The 18,491-nt window shown below is 47.5% G+C and carries 18 protein-coding genes; 13 read left to right on the top strand and 5 right to left on the bottom strand.

What is annotated here, in order from left to right; translation table 11 throughout:
• Positions 1 to 70 precede the first annotated feature (70 nt).
• The 5 genes from D0B88_RS08280 to D0B88_RS08300 are packed head-to-tail and all read left to right on the top strand — an operon-like array spanning position 71 to position 3,700.
• Positions 71 to 1,102, top strand: coding sequence for an ABC transporter substrate-binding protein (locus tag D0B88_RS08280; protein WP_151056467.1), 1,032 nt, complete (start codon positions 71 to 73; stop codon positions 1,100 to 1,102).
• 15 nt (positions 1,103 to 1,117) lie between these two features.
• On the top strand, positions 1,118 to 1,750 hold the full coding sequence (locus D0B88_RS08285; protein WP_225318596.1) for an SCO family protein: 633 nt from the start codon (positions 1,118 to 1,120) through the stop codon (positions 1,748 to 1,750).
• Entirely contained in the window at positions 1,747 to 2,172 is a 426-nt protein-coding gene (locus D0B88_RS08290) for a hypothetical protein (protein ID WP_007644422.1), read from the top strand. Before D0B88_RS08285 ends, D0B88_RS08290 begins: the two co-directional genes overlap by 4 nt.
• A gap of 36 nt (positions 2,173 to 2,208) precedes the next feature.
• The gene (locus tag D0B88_RS08295; RefSeq protein ID WP_151056468.1) at positions 2,209 to 2,967 is read left to right on the top strand and encodes an ABC transporter permease; all 759 of its coding nucleotides are present in this window, start codon (positions 2,209 to 2,211) and stop codon (positions 2,965 to 2,967) included.
• Positions 2,957 to 3,700, top strand: coding sequence for an ABC transporter ATP-binding protein (locus tag D0B88_RS08300; RefSeq protein ID WP_151056470.1), 744 nt, complete (start codon positions 2,957 to 2,959; stop codon positions 3,698 to 3,700). The genes D0B88_RS08295 and D0B88_RS08300 overlap by 11 nt, the downstream gene beginning before the upstream one ends.
• A 53-nt stretch (positions 3,701 to 3,753) precedes the next feature.
• Here the strand turns inward: D0B88_RS08300 and D0B88_RS08305 are convergent, their stop codons facing one another.
• Both D0B88_RS08305 and D0B88_RS08310 read right to left on the bottom strand, forming a co-directional pair.
• Positions 3,754 to 4,665, bottom strand: a complete 912-nt coding sequence (locus D0B88_RS08305; RefSeq protein WP_151056472.1) for a response regulator — start codon at positions 4,663 to 4,665, stop codon at positions 3,754 to 3,756.
• A gap of 12 nt (positions 4,666 to 4,677) precedes the next feature.
• Positions 4,678 to 8,214 carry an ATP-binding protein gene (locus D0B88_RS08310; protein WP_151056474.1) on the bottom strand — a complete coding sequence of 1,179 codons (3,537 nt, stop codon included), beginning with the start codon at positions 8,212 to 8,214 and terminating at the stop codon, positions 4,678 to 4,680.
• A gap of 441 nt (positions 8,215 to 8,655) precedes the next feature.
• Here D0B88_RS08310 and urtA point away from each other — a divergent pair, with 441 nt between their 5' ends.
• From urtA to urtE, 5 genes are all read left to right on the top strand, one after another.
• A complete protein-coding gene (gene urtA / locus D0B88_RS08315; protein WP_151056476.1) occupies positions 8,656 to 9,903 on the top strand; it encodes an urea ABC transporter substrate-binding protein in 1,248 nt (415 codons plus the stop codon).
• 208 nt (positions 9,904 to 10,111) lie between these two features.
• The gene (gene urtB / locus D0B88_RS08320; protein ID WP_007644415.1) at positions 10,112 to 11,038 is read left to right on the top strand and encodes an urea ABC transporter permease subunit UrtB; all 927 of its coding nucleotides are present in this window, start codon (positions 10,112 to 10,114) and stop codon (positions 11,036 to 11,038) included.
• 15 nt (positions 11,039 to 11,053) lie between these two features.
• The gene (gene urtC / locus D0B88_RS08325) at positions 11,054 to 12,298 is read left to right on the top strand and encodes an urea ABC transporter permease subunit UrtC (protein WP_225318597.1); all 1,245 of its coding nucleotides are present in this window, start codon (positions 11,054 to 11,056) and stop codon (positions 12,296 to 12,298) included.
• Complete coding sequence (gene urtD, locus D0B88_RS08330) at positions 12,285 to 13,034, top strand: urea ABC transporter ATP-binding protein UrtD (RefSeq protein ID WP_007644413.1); 750 nt, start codon at positions 12,285 to 12,287, stop codon at positions 13,032 to 13,034. The genes urtC and urtD overlap by 14 nt, the downstream gene beginning before the upstream one ends.
• Before the next feature lie 122 nt (positions 13,035 to 13,156).
• Positions 13,157 to 13,846, top strand: a complete 690-nt coding sequence (urtE, locus tag D0B88_RS08335; protein WP_007644412.1) for an urea ABC transporter ATP-binding subunit UrtE — start codon at positions 13,157 to 13,159, stop codon at positions 13,844 to 13,846.
• Between the two features lie 86 nt (positions 13,847 to 13,932).
• Here the strand turns inward: urtE and D0B88_RS08340 are convergent, their stop codons facing one another.
• Positions 13,933 to 14,247, bottom strand: coding sequence for a hypothetical protein (locus D0B88_RS08340; protein ID WP_007644411.1), 315 nt, complete (start codon positions 14,245 to 14,247; stop codon positions 13,933 to 13,935).
• Positions 14,248 to 14,447: 200 nt separating this feature from the next.
• Here D0B88_RS08340 and D0B88_RS08345 point away from each other — a divergent pair, with 200 nt between their 5' ends.
• The 3 genes from D0B88_RS08345 (at position 14,448) to D0B88_RS08355 (ending at position 17,447) form a co-directional block, all read left to right on the top strand.
• Complete coding sequence (locus D0B88_RS08345; RefSeq protein WP_151056480.1) at positions 14,448 to 15,638, top strand: AraC family transcriptional regulator; 1,191 nt, start codon at positions 14,448 to 14,450, stop codon at positions 15,636 to 15,638.
• A 140-nt stretch (positions 15,639 to 15,778) separates the two neighbouring features.
• Positions 15,779 to 17,008 carry a formamidase gene (gene fmdA, locus D0B88_RS08350; RefSeq protein WP_151056482.1) on the top strand — a complete coding sequence of 410 codons (1,230 nt, stop codon included), beginning with the start codon at positions 15,779 to 15,781 and terminating at the stop codon, positions 17,006 to 17,008.
• 70 nt (positions 17,009 to 17,078) lie between these two features.
• The gene (locus D0B88_RS08355) at positions 17,079 to 17,447 is read left to right on the top strand and encodes an FmdB family zinc ribbon protein (protein WP_151056484.1); all 369 of its coding nucleotides are present in this window, start codon (positions 17,079 to 17,081) and stop codon (positions 17,445 to 17,447) included.
• Here D0B88_RS08355 and D0B88_RS08360 read toward each other — a convergent pair.
• A complete protein-coding gene (locus D0B88_RS08360; protein ID WP_007644407.1) occupies positions 17,444 to 18,061 on the bottom strand; it encodes a TetR/AcrR family transcriptional regulator in 618 nt (205 codons plus the stop codon). The genes D0B88_RS08355 and D0B88_RS08360 overlap by 4 nt on opposite strands.
• A gap of 76 nt (positions 18,062 to 18,137) precedes the next feature.
• Positions 18,138 to 18,335 carry a hypothetical protein gene (locus tag D0B88_RS08365; RefSeq protein ID WP_151056486.1) on the bottom strand — a complete coding sequence of 66 codons (198 nt, stop codon included), beginning with the start codon at positions 18,333 to 18,335 and terminating at the stop codon, positions 18,138 to 18,140.
• Positions 18,336 to 18,491 lie beyond the last annotated feature (156 nt).

Below are 18,491 nucleotides of genomic sequence, written 5' to 3' on the forward strand. Positions count from 1 at the left end.
GGAGCCGATCATCAATACTCGCGCGGCACATTTTGTTGATTGGCATGACACTACCTTAAAAAGGCATCAAATGAACACCCACGACCCTCTATCTACGTTTTCCCAGCAGCGCCGAAAGCTATTATTAGGCATGACTGCCGCGACCCTCCCTTTAGGTGTTGCGTCCTGCTCGCGCACCGAAGATAGCAATCTACTGGTGGTGGGTGGATTACCTGTTACCTGCAATCTGACCTTACCCATTGCCTGTGTTGGTAAGGCGGCGGCGGGTACAGGGGGCGTGGGGTTCCAGTACAGCAAATACAGTGGCTGGCCAGAGATCAAAGAGTCGCTTATGACCGGGCGCATTCAGGCGGCCTATATGTTGGCGCCTCTGGTGATGGATCTCACCACCAAAAAAATACCACTTAAGATTATTTCCCTCGGGCATAGATCCGGCGCCGTGATAATGGTGCGCACGGATTCTGACTACAAAACCTTCAGCCAATTGAAAGGTAAACGCATCGCAATCCCAAGCCGTTTTGCGGTGGACTTTTTATTCCTGCGCAAGATGCTCGCGCAGGAAAACATGACGCATACCGACATTGAAATTGTAGAAATGCCACCGCCGGATATGCCCGCCGCACTCTACGCCAACGCGGTGGATGCTTACTGTACCGGCGAGCCATTTGGTGCCGCCGCACAAAAGGCGGGTTATGCGCGCCCTTTACGCATGACCCGCGATGAATGGCGCAATTACATCTGCTGTGTGCTGACGGTGCGTGAAGAATTAATTCAGGAGCAACCGGAAGTAGTACAGGATTTGGTTAACCACGTGATGGGGGCGGGTGCATGGTTGGATCAGAATATGGTGAATCGCGAGAAGGCCGTGCAGATCGCCGCCGGGCGCCAGTTCTTTAATCAGGACCCGAATATTATTCGCTTCGTGATGGAAAATCCTGAAGATCGTGTGACCTATGGTGATATGCGTATGATCAAGGACGAATTCAATGAGCTGATGGAATTGTCCATTGCTGCAGGAACCCTGACTAGTCCCGTTGCGTATGAAAGCTATGTTGATGAAACCTTTGTTCGCAATGCTAAACCTGTTGCCATTACAGTTTAATAGCAGGATCTGATGATGATTCGATTGATAATGGTGTTTGCGTTTTGCATAAGTGTTGTAGGAAATGTTGCGGCAGAAAATGTTGCAACAGAAAGCACTGCAACAAAAAGTACTGCATTGAAATCCGGCGTGTTTGATCCACCGCGCATGGCTCCGGATTTTTCCCTGCCCAGCTCCCGTGACAACCAATTCACGCTGAGCGAACAGCGTGGCAAACTTCTGGTATTGGGTTTTGGTTTTACCAATTGCCCTAATGTCTGCCCCATGACACTCGCTAATCTTGCGCAGGTCTTTAAAAATCTTGGTGCGTTAGCTGGGCAAGTACAAGTGGTTTATATGACTGTCGATCCTGAGCGCGATACTCCGGCGCGCTTGCGTGAATATTTAACCAATTTCAATTCGCATTTTGTTGGTGTCACCGGTTCTGCCGATGAGTTGGCGGCTGTGCGCCAGGCTTATGGCATCATCGCGAAAAAAGAAGTGCACAAAAATGGCGGAAATTATGAAGTGCACCACTCTTCGTATATTTATTTGATTGATCGCGACGGTTTATTGCGCGCGCTGGTGCCGTTTGGAAAAAGTGCAGACGACATAACCCACGACATCAAAATATTGTTGCAAGAAAAAACGCAACAGGCTGCGTTATGAAAGTAAGTGTTGGTTATGCCCGGTTGCTGTCGGCTGTAATTTTCGTGGTGAGTACCGCGGCCTTACTGCTTGCCTTTTATCCCCTTCGTTTTGATTCCCGTGAAGAAGTATTTGAAATTCCCAAGGGTACTTGGGCGCAGCGTATGGCGGGTAATCCGGTCAGCATTCTACCTGACCAGATTTACTTGGCGCTGGGCGTGCGCGATCTATTAGTGTTGCGCAATCTGGATGATGTGCCGCAAATGTTTGGGCCGACACTGATTATGCCCGGTCAAAGTTTCAAATTGCCGTTTGAACTGGCTTCTGAGTATGAATTTGCCTGCACTGCCCATGCGAGCGGGCAAATGATCGTAGTAGTTGACCCTGAGCCCACGGCGGGGTGGAATCGTTTGCTGTGGCGAGTTAAAAATGTGTTTCGTTAGTCGTTGTAAAATTTCAAATAACAAAAGGTAGTTTCTGTGATAAAACTCAAAAAAATATTACCGCCGCTAGCGCTAATCACGGTGCTAATTGCGGTTTGGTGGATTGTGGTGGTGCAAACTAAAAGCGTGATTTTCCCCACTCCGTTGCAAGTAGTGACTGGTGCAATGGAGTTGATTGAAGATGGCACGTTATGGGAGCACATCAGCTCGTCATTAATGCGCGTAGGTACTGGTTTTTTACTGGCGGTACTTATTGCGATCCCGCTGGGCCTATGGATGGGGCGTGTCGATAGTGCTTACGCCACGTTAAATCCGGTCTTTCAAATTATGCGGCCCATTTCACCAATCGCCTGGATTCCACTGGCGATTCTCTGGTTTGGAGTAGGCAATGCATCGCCGATTTTCTTAATTTTTATTGCTGCGGTATTTCCGTTGATTGTGCAAACCGCGGCAGGCGTTCATACCATTGAACCGCGTTACTTAAATGCGGCCGAAAACTTTGGTGTGTCGCGTTACAAGCTGTATCGGCAAGTAGTCATTCCGGCGGTACTGCCCGATTTAATCGTGGGCATGCGCATTTCTTTGGGTGTTGCCTGGTTGGTAGTGGTGGCGGCAGAAATGATTGCCCTACGCTCCGGCCTTGGCTACATGATTATGGATTCACGTAATGCGGGTAATCGCTATGATTTGGTGATTGCAGGTATGATTATTATTGGCGTCATCGGACTTTTGTTGGACGGCTTGATGCGACTAATGGAAGGACATAAATCAGTAAGGTGGCGTTATGACCGATAAGATTGTTATTCAAAATATTAAAAAAAGTTTTTCCTCCGGCAGCGAATCAAAATCAGTAATTGACGGTATCAATCTCACAATTGCTGATGGGGAATTTATTGCGATTGTCGGCCCATCTGGCTGCGGTAAATCCACACTGATGAAAATGATCGCCGGTTTTTTACAGCCGGATGAAGGCAGTATCGCGGTTGATGGCGTAGAGCGCAAAGGCCCCAATGCCAACGGTATTTTGATTTCCCAACACGGCTCGGTATTCCCTTGGTTAACCGTGCAGCAAAATTTGATGTTTGGTTTAAATGATGAACATGTCGACAAAACGGCGGTTGCTGACCACTATGCGGATTTGGTGGGTTTAAAAGGCTTTGAGCAACACTATCCGCGTGAGTTGTCGGGCGGTATGTTAAAGCGTGCAGAAATTGCGCGCGCGCTCGCAGTTAAACCGGAAATCCTGTATATGGATGAGCCTTTTTCTGCACTGGATGCATTAATGAGCTTGCGTATTCGCACTGAGTTATTGCGAATTTTGGAGGAGGAGCGACACACCGTTATATTGATTACCCACGACGTGGAAGAAGCCGTTCATTTGGCTAATCGTGTAGTGGTGTTATCAAACCGTCCGGCAACCATCCAAACAATTTTTGATGTACCTTTTGCACACCCGCGCAAATTATCTGACCCCGCTTTACAACAATTGCGCGACGATATTTTGCGTGAACTGGGCATTGAGTGTTAGTAAAAAAGCCGGTGTTTCACCGGCTTTAATCTACTTCACAAGGTAACTGGATTTCACCCCCGCGCCAAAGACCTGATAGCAATTGCTGCGGCCGACGTCCTGTTTTCCACACCTAATTTTTTAAATATCTGCTCCAAATGTTTGTTCACTGTGCGTGGGCTCATTTCTAAAATCTGGCCGATTTCGCGATTGGTTTTTCCGTTGGCGATCCACAATAATACATCGGCTTCGCGGCCGGTTACGGCGAATTGTTGTTTGAGGGATTGGGTGTCGTCGGCGGGTTTGTGGGCGGGCGTTAAACGCAGCAAATATTCTTTACCGTCAATCAGGTTGAGCATTTCTACCGATAACTCGGTGCTTAGTTGCTGCAATAATAATTGCCGCCCCGTTTCGGGTTTGTGGCTAATCCAGTCGCGCAGTTGCTGGGTTATCGATGGTGTGAGTGCAATGGAGTCCTGGGTTGCGCCGGAATTATCGAGTAATTGATAGACCTGCGGTGTGGCCCACACTAAATTTCCCAGGGCATTAATAGTTAATAGATATTGACCGGCGGTATCCAGTGCGGCGCGTGCACTTTGGGTGATGCGTGCATTGGCTAAATGCACTTGCATGCGTGCAATTAATTCGTCGGCTTTAATTGGCTTGGTAATGTAGTCCACACCGCCTGCGCCCAAACCCATCACAATATGTTCAGTATCACTTAGCCCTGTCATAAAAATAATGGGCACATCGGCCAGCTGCGGGTTTTGTTTCAGACGTTTGCAGGTTTCAAAACCATCCATGTTGGGCATTATGGCATCGAGCAAAATAATATCCGGGCGAATATTTTGGGTGATGGTCAGTGCTTGGGTGCCTTCCAACGCTACGAGCACGGTAAATTTTGCATCCTCCAATACATCGTTCAGCATGTGAATGCTATCGATGGAGTCATCAACCACGAGTACCACATTGCTATTGCTGATCATTTTGGTCTCCGTTTAGTGAGTGGGTTCGTGTGCGCAGTAATCATCAATCAGTTCAATCACTTTTTCGAACTGGAAGTTAGCGCTGAGTTGTTGTAATTCTTGTAACCATTGGGTGTCATCGCCATTACTTGCCAGCTGTTGTAGTTGCGCAATGGCTTCGAGCAGGCCCTTTTTATGACCTATGGCTGCCAGATTTTTTAGTTGCTGCAGTGTGTTGTTGTTAGCTAAATTTTTTATCTGGCCATCAGGCGATTCTGTTTTGTCACTGACAATAATATTGTTTGGGCTTTTATTTTTCTCTTTGGTTGTGTGTAGTGTGTTTGTGTGCGACCTGTTTGTTTGTGGTGTAGATGCGGAAGCTGTATTTTCATAACACCAGGTTAGTTTTAATAAATTGCCGATATGATCCAGCAGCAGCGGCAAACGTACGGGTTTAATGACATAGGCATTGTGCAGCGCGTGCTCTGGTGCATCGCTATGGTTTTTGCCTTCGCTGGCATCTGCTGAGACCATGATGATCGGCCCGTGAAATAGCTGCGCGCGCAATTGTTCCGCCAGTTGCCAGCCGCTCATCTCCGGCATAGAGACATCCAGCATAATTAACTCCGGTGGAGTACCTTGCGCTATTTCGTACTGCAAACGCGGCACAACTTCCAAAGGGTTATCCATATCGATAATTTCAAAACCCAACGGGCTGAGCATGGCGCGCATCAATTGACGATGGCTCGCGTCGTCATCCACCAATAACAAGCGACGCACCGGGCCGCGATAGCCATAAATAGTTTGCACCGGCGCGGTAATGGATTCGCGCTGCGGGTTGGTAATACTCGCGAGCATTAAACTGGCTTTAAATTGGCTGCCCTCACCGAGCTTACTGCTCACGGCAATATCGCCACCCATAATTTCACACAATAACCGCGTAATGGTTAAACCCAGCCCTGTTCCCGTAGCGGTAGAGCCGGGGCGATGCACACGTTCAAAGGGGCGGAAAATGCGTTCAATATTTTCGGTGGCGATTCCTTCACCAGTATCGGTAACGGTAAATTCCGCAACCTGACTGCGAAAGCGCAATTTAAAAATGATCTTGCCCTTATTGGTGTATTTCACCGCGTTAGATAACAAATTAATTAAAATTTGCCGCAGGCGTTTTTCATCGGTGCGCACTAACTCCGGCAGACGATCCTTGCATTCGTAAATAAATTCCAACCCTTTTGCCTCAGCTTGCAAGCGGAACATATGTACCAGTTGTTCAATGAGTAATGACAAGCGCACTTGATCTTGATGTAAATCCAAACGGCCCGCTTCAATTTTGGATAGATCCAGCAGCCCTTCAATTAAATCGGCTAGATGTTCGCCACTGCGACGGATTACACCGAGCGCATCTTTGCGGCCGGCGGGAATATCGCTGGCTTTTTCCAACAGCTGCGCATAACCCAACACCGCATTCAGTGGTGAGCGCAATTCGTGGCTGATGCCGGTTAAGTAACGACTTTTGGCCAGGTTGGCAGCTTCGGCTTGTTCTTTGGCGGTTTGCAATGCGCGGTCGGTGCGTTCGTGGGCTTCAATTTCTTCCATCAATAACCGTGTTTGCCGTTGTGATTCCTCTTGCGCCACCACGCGGCTCTCGTGAGCTAATACAAACAGCCAGCTCACCACACCGGTAATAATCACCAGCAGAAAAAATACTTTCCACAGTGTGGCTTCCAACAGTGCTGCAGTTTCCGGCGCGTCTATCGGGGTTTGAAAATAAATAAGCGATAATAAAATTGCTGACAGGCCATTAATCACCGCCACCAAAATAATAAAATGTCCAACCCGTGAATTGATATTGGCGCTAATGGATGCCGGTAAAAAACGGGTAAAAAAATTGCTCAGCTGATGGGTATAGTTCGCCTCGGGTTTGCAATAGTCATTGCAGCGTGCATCCAGCGAACAACAGAGTGAGCAGATATCACCCGCGTAGGCAGGGCAGTAGGTCATATCTTCATATTCAAATTTGTGTTCGCAAATACAGCAGGAGACGGTCGCATTTTTTTGCGGCTCATAATAACGGTACTCAGGCGAATTTATTCCGGTAACTGGCCGCGCGAGGTAATAGCGCCCACGCGTGGCAAGGGCAATTAGCGGCGCACAGATTAAGGCCAAACCCAAAGCGATAAAATGCGATAGCGCTTGTGCAATATCACCCAGCACTCCGGCGTGACAGACTATGCCCATCACTGAGGCGATGAGCATGGAGCCAACACCGACTGGATTGATGTCGTACAGGTGAGCGCGTTTAAATTCGATATGTTTCGGGCTGAGGCCGAGCGGTTTATTAATGACTAAATCGGCCACCAGCGAACCTAACCAGGCCACAGCGACTATGCCGTAAAAACCGAGCGTTTGTTCCAGTGCGCGGTAAACCCCCAGCTCCATTAATAACAGCGCAATCGCCACATTAAATACTAACCACACTACGCGGCCGGGGTGGCTATGGGTTAAGCGGGAGAAAAAGTTTGACCAGGCAATCGAACCGGCGTAAGCGTTAGTCACATTAATTTTTAACTGACTTAAAATGACAAAAATTCCTGCTACCGACAGCGCAACCTCCGGGGAACTGGTGATATAGGTAAACGCCACCATATACATGCGGGTTGGGTCGGCGGCTTCTTCCATACCGATGCCGTGATTTAATGCCAGCACCGCCAGGAATGAACCCGCCAAAATTTTTATTGCGCCAATCACAATCCAACCCGGCCCACCGGCAATTAATGCTACCCACCAGCGCCAACGTGTTGCGGGTTTTGGCTCGGGTAAAAAACGCAAAAAATCCACCTGTTCACCAATTTGTGCAATCAGCGAAAAAATAACGGCAGAAGCTGCACCAAACAGTAAAACGTTTACTCCTGCCGTTGCCCCATTATTTTCATTGGGTAAACCGCCGGAAAATTCAGTCCAACTTTCCACCGCGCTAGCATCGGCATAAATAATAAAAACAAAGGGCAGGAGTTGCAGAATTAACCACAGCGGCTGGGTCCATAATTGGAAGCGACTTATAAAAGTAATGCCGTGGGTGACTAGCGGAATAATCACCACCGAGCTAATCAAATAACCCCAGGCCAGGGGAATGCCAAATAACAAGTCTAACGCCATGGCCATAATGGCCGCTTCCAACGCGAAAAAAATAAAAGTAAACGAGGCGTAAATTAGCGAGGTAATGGTGGAGCCAATATAACCAAAGCCAGCGCCACGGGTGAGCAAATCTATATCTACACCGTATTTTGCGGCGTAGTAGCTAATAGGAATTGCGGTGAGAAAAATAATCGCGCTTACCGCAAGAATGGCTGCAACGGCGTTATTAAAACCGTAGTGCAAGGTAATCGCACCACCTATTGCTTCCAGCGCGAGAAACGAAATCGCCCCTAATGCAGTCGTGGCTACACGGGCCGCAGACCAGCGTCGCGCACTTTTGGCGGTAAAACGCAGCGCGTAGTCTTCCAGTGTTTGGTTGGCCACCCACTGGTTGTAATTGCGGCGCACGCGAAATATATGTTGTTTGGCGGTCATAGTTTACCCGTTAAACAATTTGTTCGTCCGGGAACAAAGCGCTGGTGAATGAAATACTCGGGTTATTGGCTGCTGTCATTTATCGCTGCATTATTTTCATGCGCACCACTGCAATGGTGATCGCTTGTGGTGCGTTTACTGTTGTTTTTATTGTCTTCTGTGACTCGTTGAACTTTTTATCCCCGCTTTGCTGTTGTCCTTCAATTGCTGTACCAACTTTAACGATTGGCTATGCGTCAAATGACGTAGCGGCCTGTGTCATTTATCGAATGGTGATACCCCCTCCCCAGACTTACATTGAGCCACGTAGAGATTGCTCCCGCTTCAGGGCAATGTCTCGGTGGTAAATACGCGCTCAGTGGACTCACGCTACAAACATCAACAAAACGTTTTTTATGCATTTGTGTGACCAGACAATGTTTAATTACCTGAGGAACGACCATGAACAAGACCATACAACCCTCTGCGCTGGTTAAGGGCGCAGGTTCAAAAACCTGGAAGAAGTGTTTATTAACACTCGCGGCCTCGCTGGCATTTGGCAGTGTTCACGCCGAGGTAAATACCACGGGCCTTGCAGTGACCGATACCACAGTAAAAGTCGGTATTTTGCATTCAGTAACCGGCACCATGGCGATTAGTGAAACGGGTTCGGTGCAAGCGGAAAAATTGGCAATTGAACAAATCAATGCGATGGGCGGTGTGCTCGGTCGCAAGATTGAATACATTCAGGAAGATGGTGCCAGCGACTGGCCCACCTTTGCAGAGAAATCCAAAAAATTATTGGTGAACGATAAAGTAGCCGCAGTATTTGGTTGTTGGACTTCCGCATCGCGCAAAGCAGTATTGCCGATTTTTGAACAATACAACGGCATGTTGTATTACCCCACCTTTTATGAAGGTTTGGAGCAATCGCCCAACGTTATTTATACCGGGCAAGAAGCAACCCAACAAATTATTGCCGGTATCGATTGGGTAACCAAAACCAAAGGCGCCAAATCATTCTACTTGCTCGGTTCAGATTATATTTGGCCGCGCACCTCCAACAAAATTGCCCGCAAACATATTGAAAAATTAGGCTTGAGTGTAGTGGGTGAAGAGTATTACCCATTGGGTCACACCCAATTCAACTCGGTCATTAACAAAATCAAACTGAAAAAACCTGACGTGATTTACGCAATTGTTGTGGGTGGTTCTAACGTGGCCTTCTACAAACAATTAAAAGCGGCGGGTATTGATATGACCAAAGAAAAACCGCTGGTATTAACCATTTCAGTGACTGAGGACGAAATTCTCGGTATTGGTGGTGACAACATGCAAGGCGCTTATGCGGCGATGAAATATTTCCAAAGCTTGCCGAACGACAACAACAAAAAATTCGTAGCGGATTTCAAAGCTATGTGGGGCAAAGACACAGTAATCGGCGATGTGACCCAAGCGGCTTACCTTGGCCCCTGGTTGTGGAAAGCGGCGGTGGAAAAGGCCGGTTCGTTTGATATCGATAAAGTGCGCGCGGCATCGCCGGGTATTGAGTTGACCACTGCACCGGAAGGTTATGTAAAAGTTCACCCCAATCATCACCTTTGGTCAAAAACCCGTATCGGTCACGCACGTCCTGATGGTCAATACGATGTGGTATTTGAAACCACCGACCTGATCGAGCCGGATCCATTCCCGAAAGGTTATCAATAACTGTTAATTGCAGCCAGCCATTGTGCTGGCTGCAAGTATTAAAAATTGGCCAGTGTGAGCGAGGAATAGTGTTCAATTTAAAACGCGCCGTAAATACATCCATGTAGGCTCGAATCGGCATCCATGCCTCATACGGTTTTAAATCAAACACTATTCCTCACTTCCGGGTTCATCAGTAATTTCTTATGCGAGATGATGAGGTGCAGCTATGTTTGCTGAATACAGTAGCTCGGAATTAATGTCGATCTTTGCGATGCAAGGTGTAGCAGGATTGATTTTATTTTCGGTGTTTGTGCTCATGGCCTTGGGGCTTGCCATTATTTTTGGGCAGATGGGTGTAATTAACATGGCGCACGGTGAGTTTATGATTCTCGGTGCCTATGTCACTTATTTAACGTCCAATGTGTTTTCTACCTACCTGCCAGATTTTTTCAGCATCTATTTTATTCTCGCGATGATTCTCGCCTTTGTCGCCGCTGCCGCACTAGGTGCGCTGGTGGAATGGTCGATGATTCGCCATCTCTACAATCGCCCACTGGATACGTTGCTTGCGACCTGGGGCTTGAGTTTAATTCTGCAACAACTTTATCGCACCGTATTTGGCGCGCGCGAAGTGGGTGTGACTTTGCCCGATTGGCTAATGGGTTCCTATCAATTAACAGACACCATTGAATTACCGATTAACGGTTTATTTGTAATGTGTTTGGCGCTCGGCATTTCGCTTGCCGTTGCATTATTAATGTATCGCTCGCGCTGGGGCACACAGGTGCGCGCCGTAGTACAAAATCGCCCTATGGCGGGTGCGGTGGGTATTAATACGGCGAAGGTGGATCGTATTACCTTTGCGCTGGGTTGTGGTATTGCCGGTGTGGCAGGCAGTGCATTTACCATGATTGGCTCCACAGGCCCAACCTCAGGCCAACTATATATTGTGGATACCTTTTTGGTTGTTGTATTCGGCGGCGCATCCAGTTTGCTCGGCACTATTGCATCGGCATTCAGTATTTCGCAGGCGCAATCCACCATGGAATTTTTTATGAGTGGCTCTATGTCCAAAGTATTAACGCTGTTATTTGTGGTGGTGATTCTGATGCTGCGCCCGCAAGGTTTGTTCACACTCAAAGTGCGTCGTTAAGGGGAGTCGATCATTATGTCGCGTTTATTATCGAGTCATGCTACGGCGTCGTTTCTGCCCAAAAAAGATTTGCTCAGTTTTTTGGTGCTCGCGGTAATTCTGGTGATTGTATTGCCGCTGTCGCTGGATATTTTTCGTCTCAATTTAGTTGGCAAATATTTAACCTATGCGTTTGTGGCGGTGGGTTTGGTGTTGTGTTGGGGGTACGGCGGTATTTTGAGTTTGGGGCAGGGGGTATTTTTTGGCTTGGGCGGTTATGCCATGGCGATGTTTTTAAAGCTGGAAGCCTCTGACCCGGAGAGCACAAAAATTCAATCCACACCGGGTATTCCCGATTTTATGGATTGGAACCAAATTACCGAGTTGCCGTTTTTCTGGCAGCCGTTCCACAGTTTTGGTTTTACCCTGCTCGCGATTATTGTGGTGCCGACCATTCTCGGCTACATCATTGGTGTTGCCATGTTTAAACGCCGGGTGGGTGGTGTTTATTTTGCGATTATCACCCAAGCTTTTGCGGCCATTCTCACGATTTTAATTATCGGCCAGCAGGGTTATACCGGCGGTGTAAATGGCATGACTGATTTACGTACTTTGCATGGCTGGGATATTCGCACCGACAATGCGAAATACATCTTTTATTTTGTGTGTGTATTTATGTTATTCGTGTGTTTGTTTATCGCGCAGTATATTCGTAAAAGTAAATTGGGCCGTTTGCTGGTAGCCATGCGCGATAAAGAGGATCGTGTACGCTTTTCCGGTTATGACGTATCCAACTTTAAAATATTTGTGTTCTGTATCGGCGCCATTTTCGCGGCGATTGGCGGGGCACTGTTTACCTTGCAGGTGGGATTTATGTCGCCGACTTTGGTGGGCATAGTGCCTTCCATTGAAATGGTAATTTTCTGTGCGGTAGGTGGGCGGTTATCCATCGTTGGTGCAGTGTACGGCGCGCTAGTGGTGAACTTTGCCAAAACGTCTTTTTCAGAAAGCTTTCCCGAGCTGTGGTTGTTTGCCATGGGCGGTTTATTTATCGCGGTGGTAATGGCCTTTCCGAATGGGTTGGCAGGTATTTATAACACCTATGCGGCCCCCAAAGTAGACGCTCTGTTGGAGAAGTTTTTCAACAAGAAAACGGTAGCTGTAGTCGCCGCAGATACGGCCTCCAGCGAAAGTGCAAAGCCCAGTGACATTAAAAAAACCTCAACAGTAGCTGCTGAACCCCGATCTATTCCACAAGGAGCAATCCATGAGCCCCAGTAATACTGACTTTGTATTAGCGGTGGAAGGTCTCACCGTCTCCTTTGATGGTTTTAAAGCAGTGAATGATTTGAGTTTTTATGTGGATGAAAATGAAATCCGCGTAATCATTGGCCCTAATGGTGCTGGTAAAACCACGGTGTTGGATTTAATTTGTGGTCGCACCAAAGCCACTGAAGGTTCTATTAAATTCCGCAATAAAGAGCTCACCAAAATGAAAGAGCACGACATAGTGAAAGCCGGTGTCGGGCGCAAATTTCAAACGCCGTCGATTTATGGCGATTTGACGGTGTTTGAAAATTTGGAGATTTCGTTTCCGCGCGGTCGCTCGGTATTTGGTGCGCTGGTATTCAAACGCGATGAAGAGGTAGTTAATAAAGTTCATGAAGTGGCGGAGATGATATTTTTAGGCGATCAGTTGGATCGGCAGGCAGAGCTACTGAGTCACGGACAAAAACAATGGCTGGAAATTGGCATGTTATTAATGCAAGACCCGGACTTGTTAATGCTGGATGAACCCGTAGCGGGCATGTCAGTGGGTGAACGCCAGCAAACCGCCGAATTGTTGCGCAGCATTATTAAAGACCGCTCGGTGATTGTGATTGAACACGATATGCAATTTGTGGCGCAAATTGCGGACAAGGTAACGGTGTTGCATCAAGGAAAAATTCTGGCGGAAGGTTCCGTGGACAAGGTTAAAAATGATCCCAAGGTGATTGAAGTATATCTAGGACATTAAATGCGGGCATTAATAAACAGCGTCTACCCAATAGTTATTGTCATACCCGCGTACGCGGGTATCCAGAGTAATTCATACACGAAGAGTGCTCTGGATTAGCTGCATAACACGAGGAATTAATTATGTTATCTGTATCAGATTACCGGGTAAGTTATGGCCAGAGTGAAGTGCTGCACGGGCTGAACTTTGAAGTAAAACCGCGCGAAATTGTCGCCGTGATGGGGCGCAATGGCATGGGTAAAACCACCTTGATGAAATCGCTGATGGGCGTTATTCCCAGCAATAGCGGCAGCGTAACACTCGATGGCAAAGAAGTGAGCCAGTTAAAAAGTTATCAGCGTGTTGCTAGCGGTTTTGGTTTTGTTCCCCAGGGGCGCATGATTTTTTCCAGTATGACCGTAAAAGAAAATATTGAAACCGGCTTGACTACTACCAAGCGTCGCACCGTGCCCAAAGAACTTTACGATATGTTTCCGGTATTGTTGGAAATGCGCAATCGCCGCGGGGGTAATTTATCGGGCGGGCAACAGCAACAATTGGCCATTGCCCGCGCACTGGCCAGCGACCCCAAAATGTTATTTCTGGATGAACCGACTGAGGGTATTCAGCCATCGATTATCCGCGAGATGGGGCGCACATTAAAAATGATTCGCGATCAGCGTGGTTTATCGATTGTGGTATCGGAACAAGTATTAAGTTTTGCGTTGGATATTGCCGACCGTATTTTGGTGATTGAAAAAGGTGAGATAGTGCACGAAGAACTGCGTTCAACCATTAATGAAGCCAAAGTGGCGGCTTATTTATCCGTATAATTTTTTTAACAACTAAAAAAGTTTCAGCCAGCTTTTGTCACGTCTCGGGCAACTGCTGGCTTTTTTCATTTGTCTATTTTGTGTTACTAATCCTCACGGTTTGGTGGCGGCTCCATATTAGCGTGTTCGGGCATATGGTCGGGCTTGCAGGCGAGCACTGTGTTATCCGCCTGTGTTGGGGGTAGGGAACAAATTCCATTAATCATTTCATCATTGCGCCCCGCAAATGCGCAGGCGTCATTTTCAGTTAAACCTTTGCAGGCCAGCAGTGCTTCCTCCGGTGGTCCGAAGTGGCGTTCATCGCGCAGCGGGCGTTGTTTATCTGCCGCGTATACGGGTTGGGCGATAGTGTGCAATAAAATTCCAATAATGCCGGCCATTTTTAATAGTTTAATAATCATATTAATTACCTCAGGTTGTTGCGCTTAACTAAGTGATAGTGAGACGCAACAACTCTTAATTTGTTCTCTGACGCAATTAACAATCACAGTATTTGCACAATCCGGATTTTTGCAGACCGCGAATAAACCCCGTATATTGTTTAGCAGACGGCAATGCTGTTAACAGCGAATAAATTCCAATAAAAATAGAGAGATCAACCGTGGATAAACTTGTCTTTAGCTTTAATGACGTTCCTGTCATTTTGATTATTTTTCAGTCGCTATTGTTTGCCATCTTGTTATTGATCGTCAAAGTGGGCAAACGTCAGGCTAATATTTTCCTCGCATTTTTCTTGCTCGCCATTGGCCTGGACGCGCTGGATGCGATGATTTATTGGAGCCCCAGCATCAAACATGTTTACCTCTATGATCATATACATATTTTTTATTGCCTGAAGTTCAGTGTTTATCTCGCCGCGCCCACCCTGTATTTTTACGTCAAGTCCCTGCTTTATGCCGATTACGTTTTTAGTCGCAAGGATGTAGTGCACTTTATTCCGCTCTTTTTGTTTCCGGTAATGATTGCCGCGCTCTATGCCAGTTTGGGGGAAGAGGGGCGCGAGTTGGGCATTACCCAATTTGGCTTGCTCTATGGCAACCCGGTGTATCAAGTGCATTTGTGGGTGCGCAATATTTTGTATGTGGGCTACGGCGTGGCCTGTTTAATATTGTTGCTTCGTTATAAAGAAGAGCTAAAACAGCGTTATTCGAATATAGAAAAAATCGATATGTTCTGGCTGATGATGTTGGTCGGCGGTTTTTTAATGATTTGGGTGTGGGTGTTTATTTCCTACTTGATTACCCTGTTTAGTTCGTCCATGTGGCTGGGCAATGTGATTGGTATTTCGGGCAATATTTTCAATGCGATTTTTGTTAATGCTCTGGTGGTGTACAGCATGGCACATGTCACTATTGGGTATGTGTTGCAGCCGGTTGAGGATAAAACCGAGGTAAAAGAACCAGAGAGTATCGACCCCGGCATTATGGATAAATTGAACCACATCATGCTGGAGCGGGAATTGTTCCTGGACCCTGACCTCACCCTGGAACAATTGGCGGAAATTACCGGTATTTCTGCGCGCAAAATTTCATCGGCGATTAATCGCACTGGCAAACAAAACTTTTTTGATTACATCAATAATTTCCGCGTGAAAAAAGCGGTGGATATTCTTACCCGGAGCTTTGCTCAGAATGCCAGTAAGAGCAGCGCCAAACTTTCCATGTTGGATGTCATGGCAGATGCCGGTTTCAACAGCAAATCCACCTTTTATCGCGCCTTTAAAAAGATGACCAATATGACGCCGACGGAATATCAGGATCAGGCGGCACGTGCAGCCAAACCCGCGCCTTAGTCATCGCTCCCACACCAAAGTCTATACGTCAAATAGCGTAGTCATGCGCGCTATTTGTCGTATTGTTGCTCGCCCCCCGCAATTGGATACTGAACCAGTCACGCGACACTCGTTTGTCCAACCCTACTGGAGTCAGAACCATGGCCGAAACTATTATCAAAATAGATCTGAAAAAATCCCCCTACGAAAATGAAATGATTCACAACCGCTGGCACCCGGATATTCCGATGGTGAAAACGGTAAAACCGGGCGACGATTTTATTATCGAATGTTATGACTGGACAGGCGGACAGATTGCCAACAACGATAACGCTGACGATGTGCGCGATGTGGATTTAACCCAAGTGCATTTTTTGTCCGGCCCAGTTGGTGTAGAAGGTGCCGAGCCAGGTGATTTATTGGTGGTGGATATTCTTGATATAGGCGCTTTTCAGGAGAGCCTGTGGGGGTTCAACGGTTTCTTCTCCAAACAAAATGGCGGCGGGTTTTTAACAGAGCATTTTCCGGAAGCGCAGAAATCCATTTGGGATTTCAATGGCATGTTTACCAAATCGCGCCATGTGCCGAATGTAGAATTTGCAGGCTTAATGCACCCCGGTTTGATTGGCTGTTTGCCCTCCAAAGAAATGTTGCTGGAGTGGAATAAACGCGAAAAAGAACTTTACGATACCGAACCTGAGCGCGTGCCTGCGCTGGCAACCCTGCCTTATGCCGATACTGCGCACATGGGCCGCATGGCTCCTGATGCGGCCAAAGCGGCGGCGGCAGAAGGCGCGCGCACAGTGCCACCGCGTGAACATGGTGGAAATTGTGACATCAAAGATTTGTCACGCGGTTCCAAAATTTATTTTCCAGTCTATGTAAAAGGCGGTGGGCTATCGGTTGGCGATTTGCACTTCAGTCAGGGCGATGGCGAGATCACTTTTTGTGGTGCGATTGAGATGGCGGGCTGGATTCATTTACGCGTGAATTTAATTAAAGACGGCATGGCCAAATACGCGATTAAAAATCCCATTTTCAAACCCAGCCCGATTGCGCCCAAGTATGACGACTATTTAATTTTTGAAGGCATTTCGGTGGATGAATATGGCGAGCAGCATTATTTGGATGTGCATGTCGCGTATCGCCAGGCTTGTTTGAATGCGATTAATTACCTGACCAAATTTGGCTACTCCAAAGCGCAGGCCTATTCGATATTAGGCTGTGCACCGGTACAGGGGCATATCTCGGGAGTGGTGGATATTCCCAATGCTTGCGCAACACTCTGGCTGCCGACGGATATTTTTGATTTTGATATTAATCCATCGGCGGAAGGCCCGAGCAAAAAAGTATCACCGGGAATGGATGTGCCTTTGTCGAAAGACAAATAACAGACCCCTCCCAACCTCCCCCTTATTCAGGGGGAGCGTTAGGGTGAGGTTAAAAAACGTGGAGATTAAAATGCCTGTTTACGACTATAAATGCCCCGAGCATGGTTTGTTTTATGAATTGGCGGCGATGGATGAATCCAGCCAGCCAAAAAATTGCCCGACCTGTGCGACTTTGAGTGCGCGGGTATTGATGGTTGCGCCGGAATTTTTGGATATGAAACAGGAGAATCGTGCGGCGCATACACGCAATGAAAATGCGATGCACAGCCCGGTATTGTCAACGCCGGATTATCGCGCGGAGCAATTGGCGCGGCGCGAACATAAACACGGTAAAGGTTGTGGGTGTGGCGACAAGCCGATTCGCAAATCGAATCTGCTGTACACGGCGGAGGGTAATAAAATGTTTCCTGCTATGCGGCCCTGGATGATCAGCCATTAATGGGGCTGATCGGGAGTGCGCAAGGTGTCGATGTAATCGTTCAACGTACTAAATAAATCGCTCAATAATTCTGGCGCTTGCATACATTTTGCGGCGCCCATAATGCCTTGGTAACTGGCCATAATAAACATCGCAATGCGCGTTGGATTAATGTCGGCGCGCACATCCCCTTGCTGTTGTCCCAATTCCAGCGCTTGCACTATCGCTTGATAAATAGCCTCCATCACCATTTCCAGACGCGCGTGAAAGCCTGCATCAATCGCTGCCATTTCCTGATTTAAATTATTTAAAGGGCAGCCTTTAAAACACTGCTCATCGCGGTACTTTTCTGCCTTCCACAAAAACAATTGCTGCATGGCGGTGAGTGGGTCGGGATATTGCTGGCGAAACTCATTCCAGTTGTTATGAAAGTGCTCCATTAAAATTTCATCAACAACCGCATAACCCAGCGCCAGTTTATTGGGGAAGTGGTGGTAGAGCGCGCCTTTGGCGAGATTAGTTTTTTGCAAAATGGCTTCAATGCGCATTCCCTGATAGCCGTTTTGATAAATCTCCTCGTGGGCGGCTTCCAGAATCCGGGTGCGGGTTTGTTCGGCGTTGCGTTCAGTGGCCATGAGGGTCTCTAGGGTTATTAAGTGAAATTCTTATGGTTATGCGATTGTGTGTGATTGCGTGGCAGTGCGCCCCAGGTTATTGGACTTGACACAGATATTGATAACTCATTGCACCGCTGATTAACAACAATCCGAGCAGTACGAATCCGTATCCCAATAGGCGCAGCACACGGATATGGCTCTGCAGCCCGAGTGAAAATTCGGGGTATCCGAGCAGTGGAAGTTGGTCGAGTGACGAAACGGATTGACTGGCTGAGGGGGGCAATTGGTTCATCCCTTGGTTCTCCTTGCATGCAGTGGTATCTGATGACGAGCGTTGCTAACCGACCAGTTGGTCTGTTGGCATTTAATAACAGACCGTGTGGTCTGTCAAACGACTTGTCGTGTAAAAGTGTGCGTCTTTTGGGTGCACAAGGTATGCTGCGCGACC

The organism is Cellvibrio sp. KY-YJ-3 (assembly GCF_008806955.1).
Lineage (GTDB): Bacteria > Pseudomonadota > Gammaproteobacteria > Pseudomonadales > Cellvibrionaceae > Cellvibrio.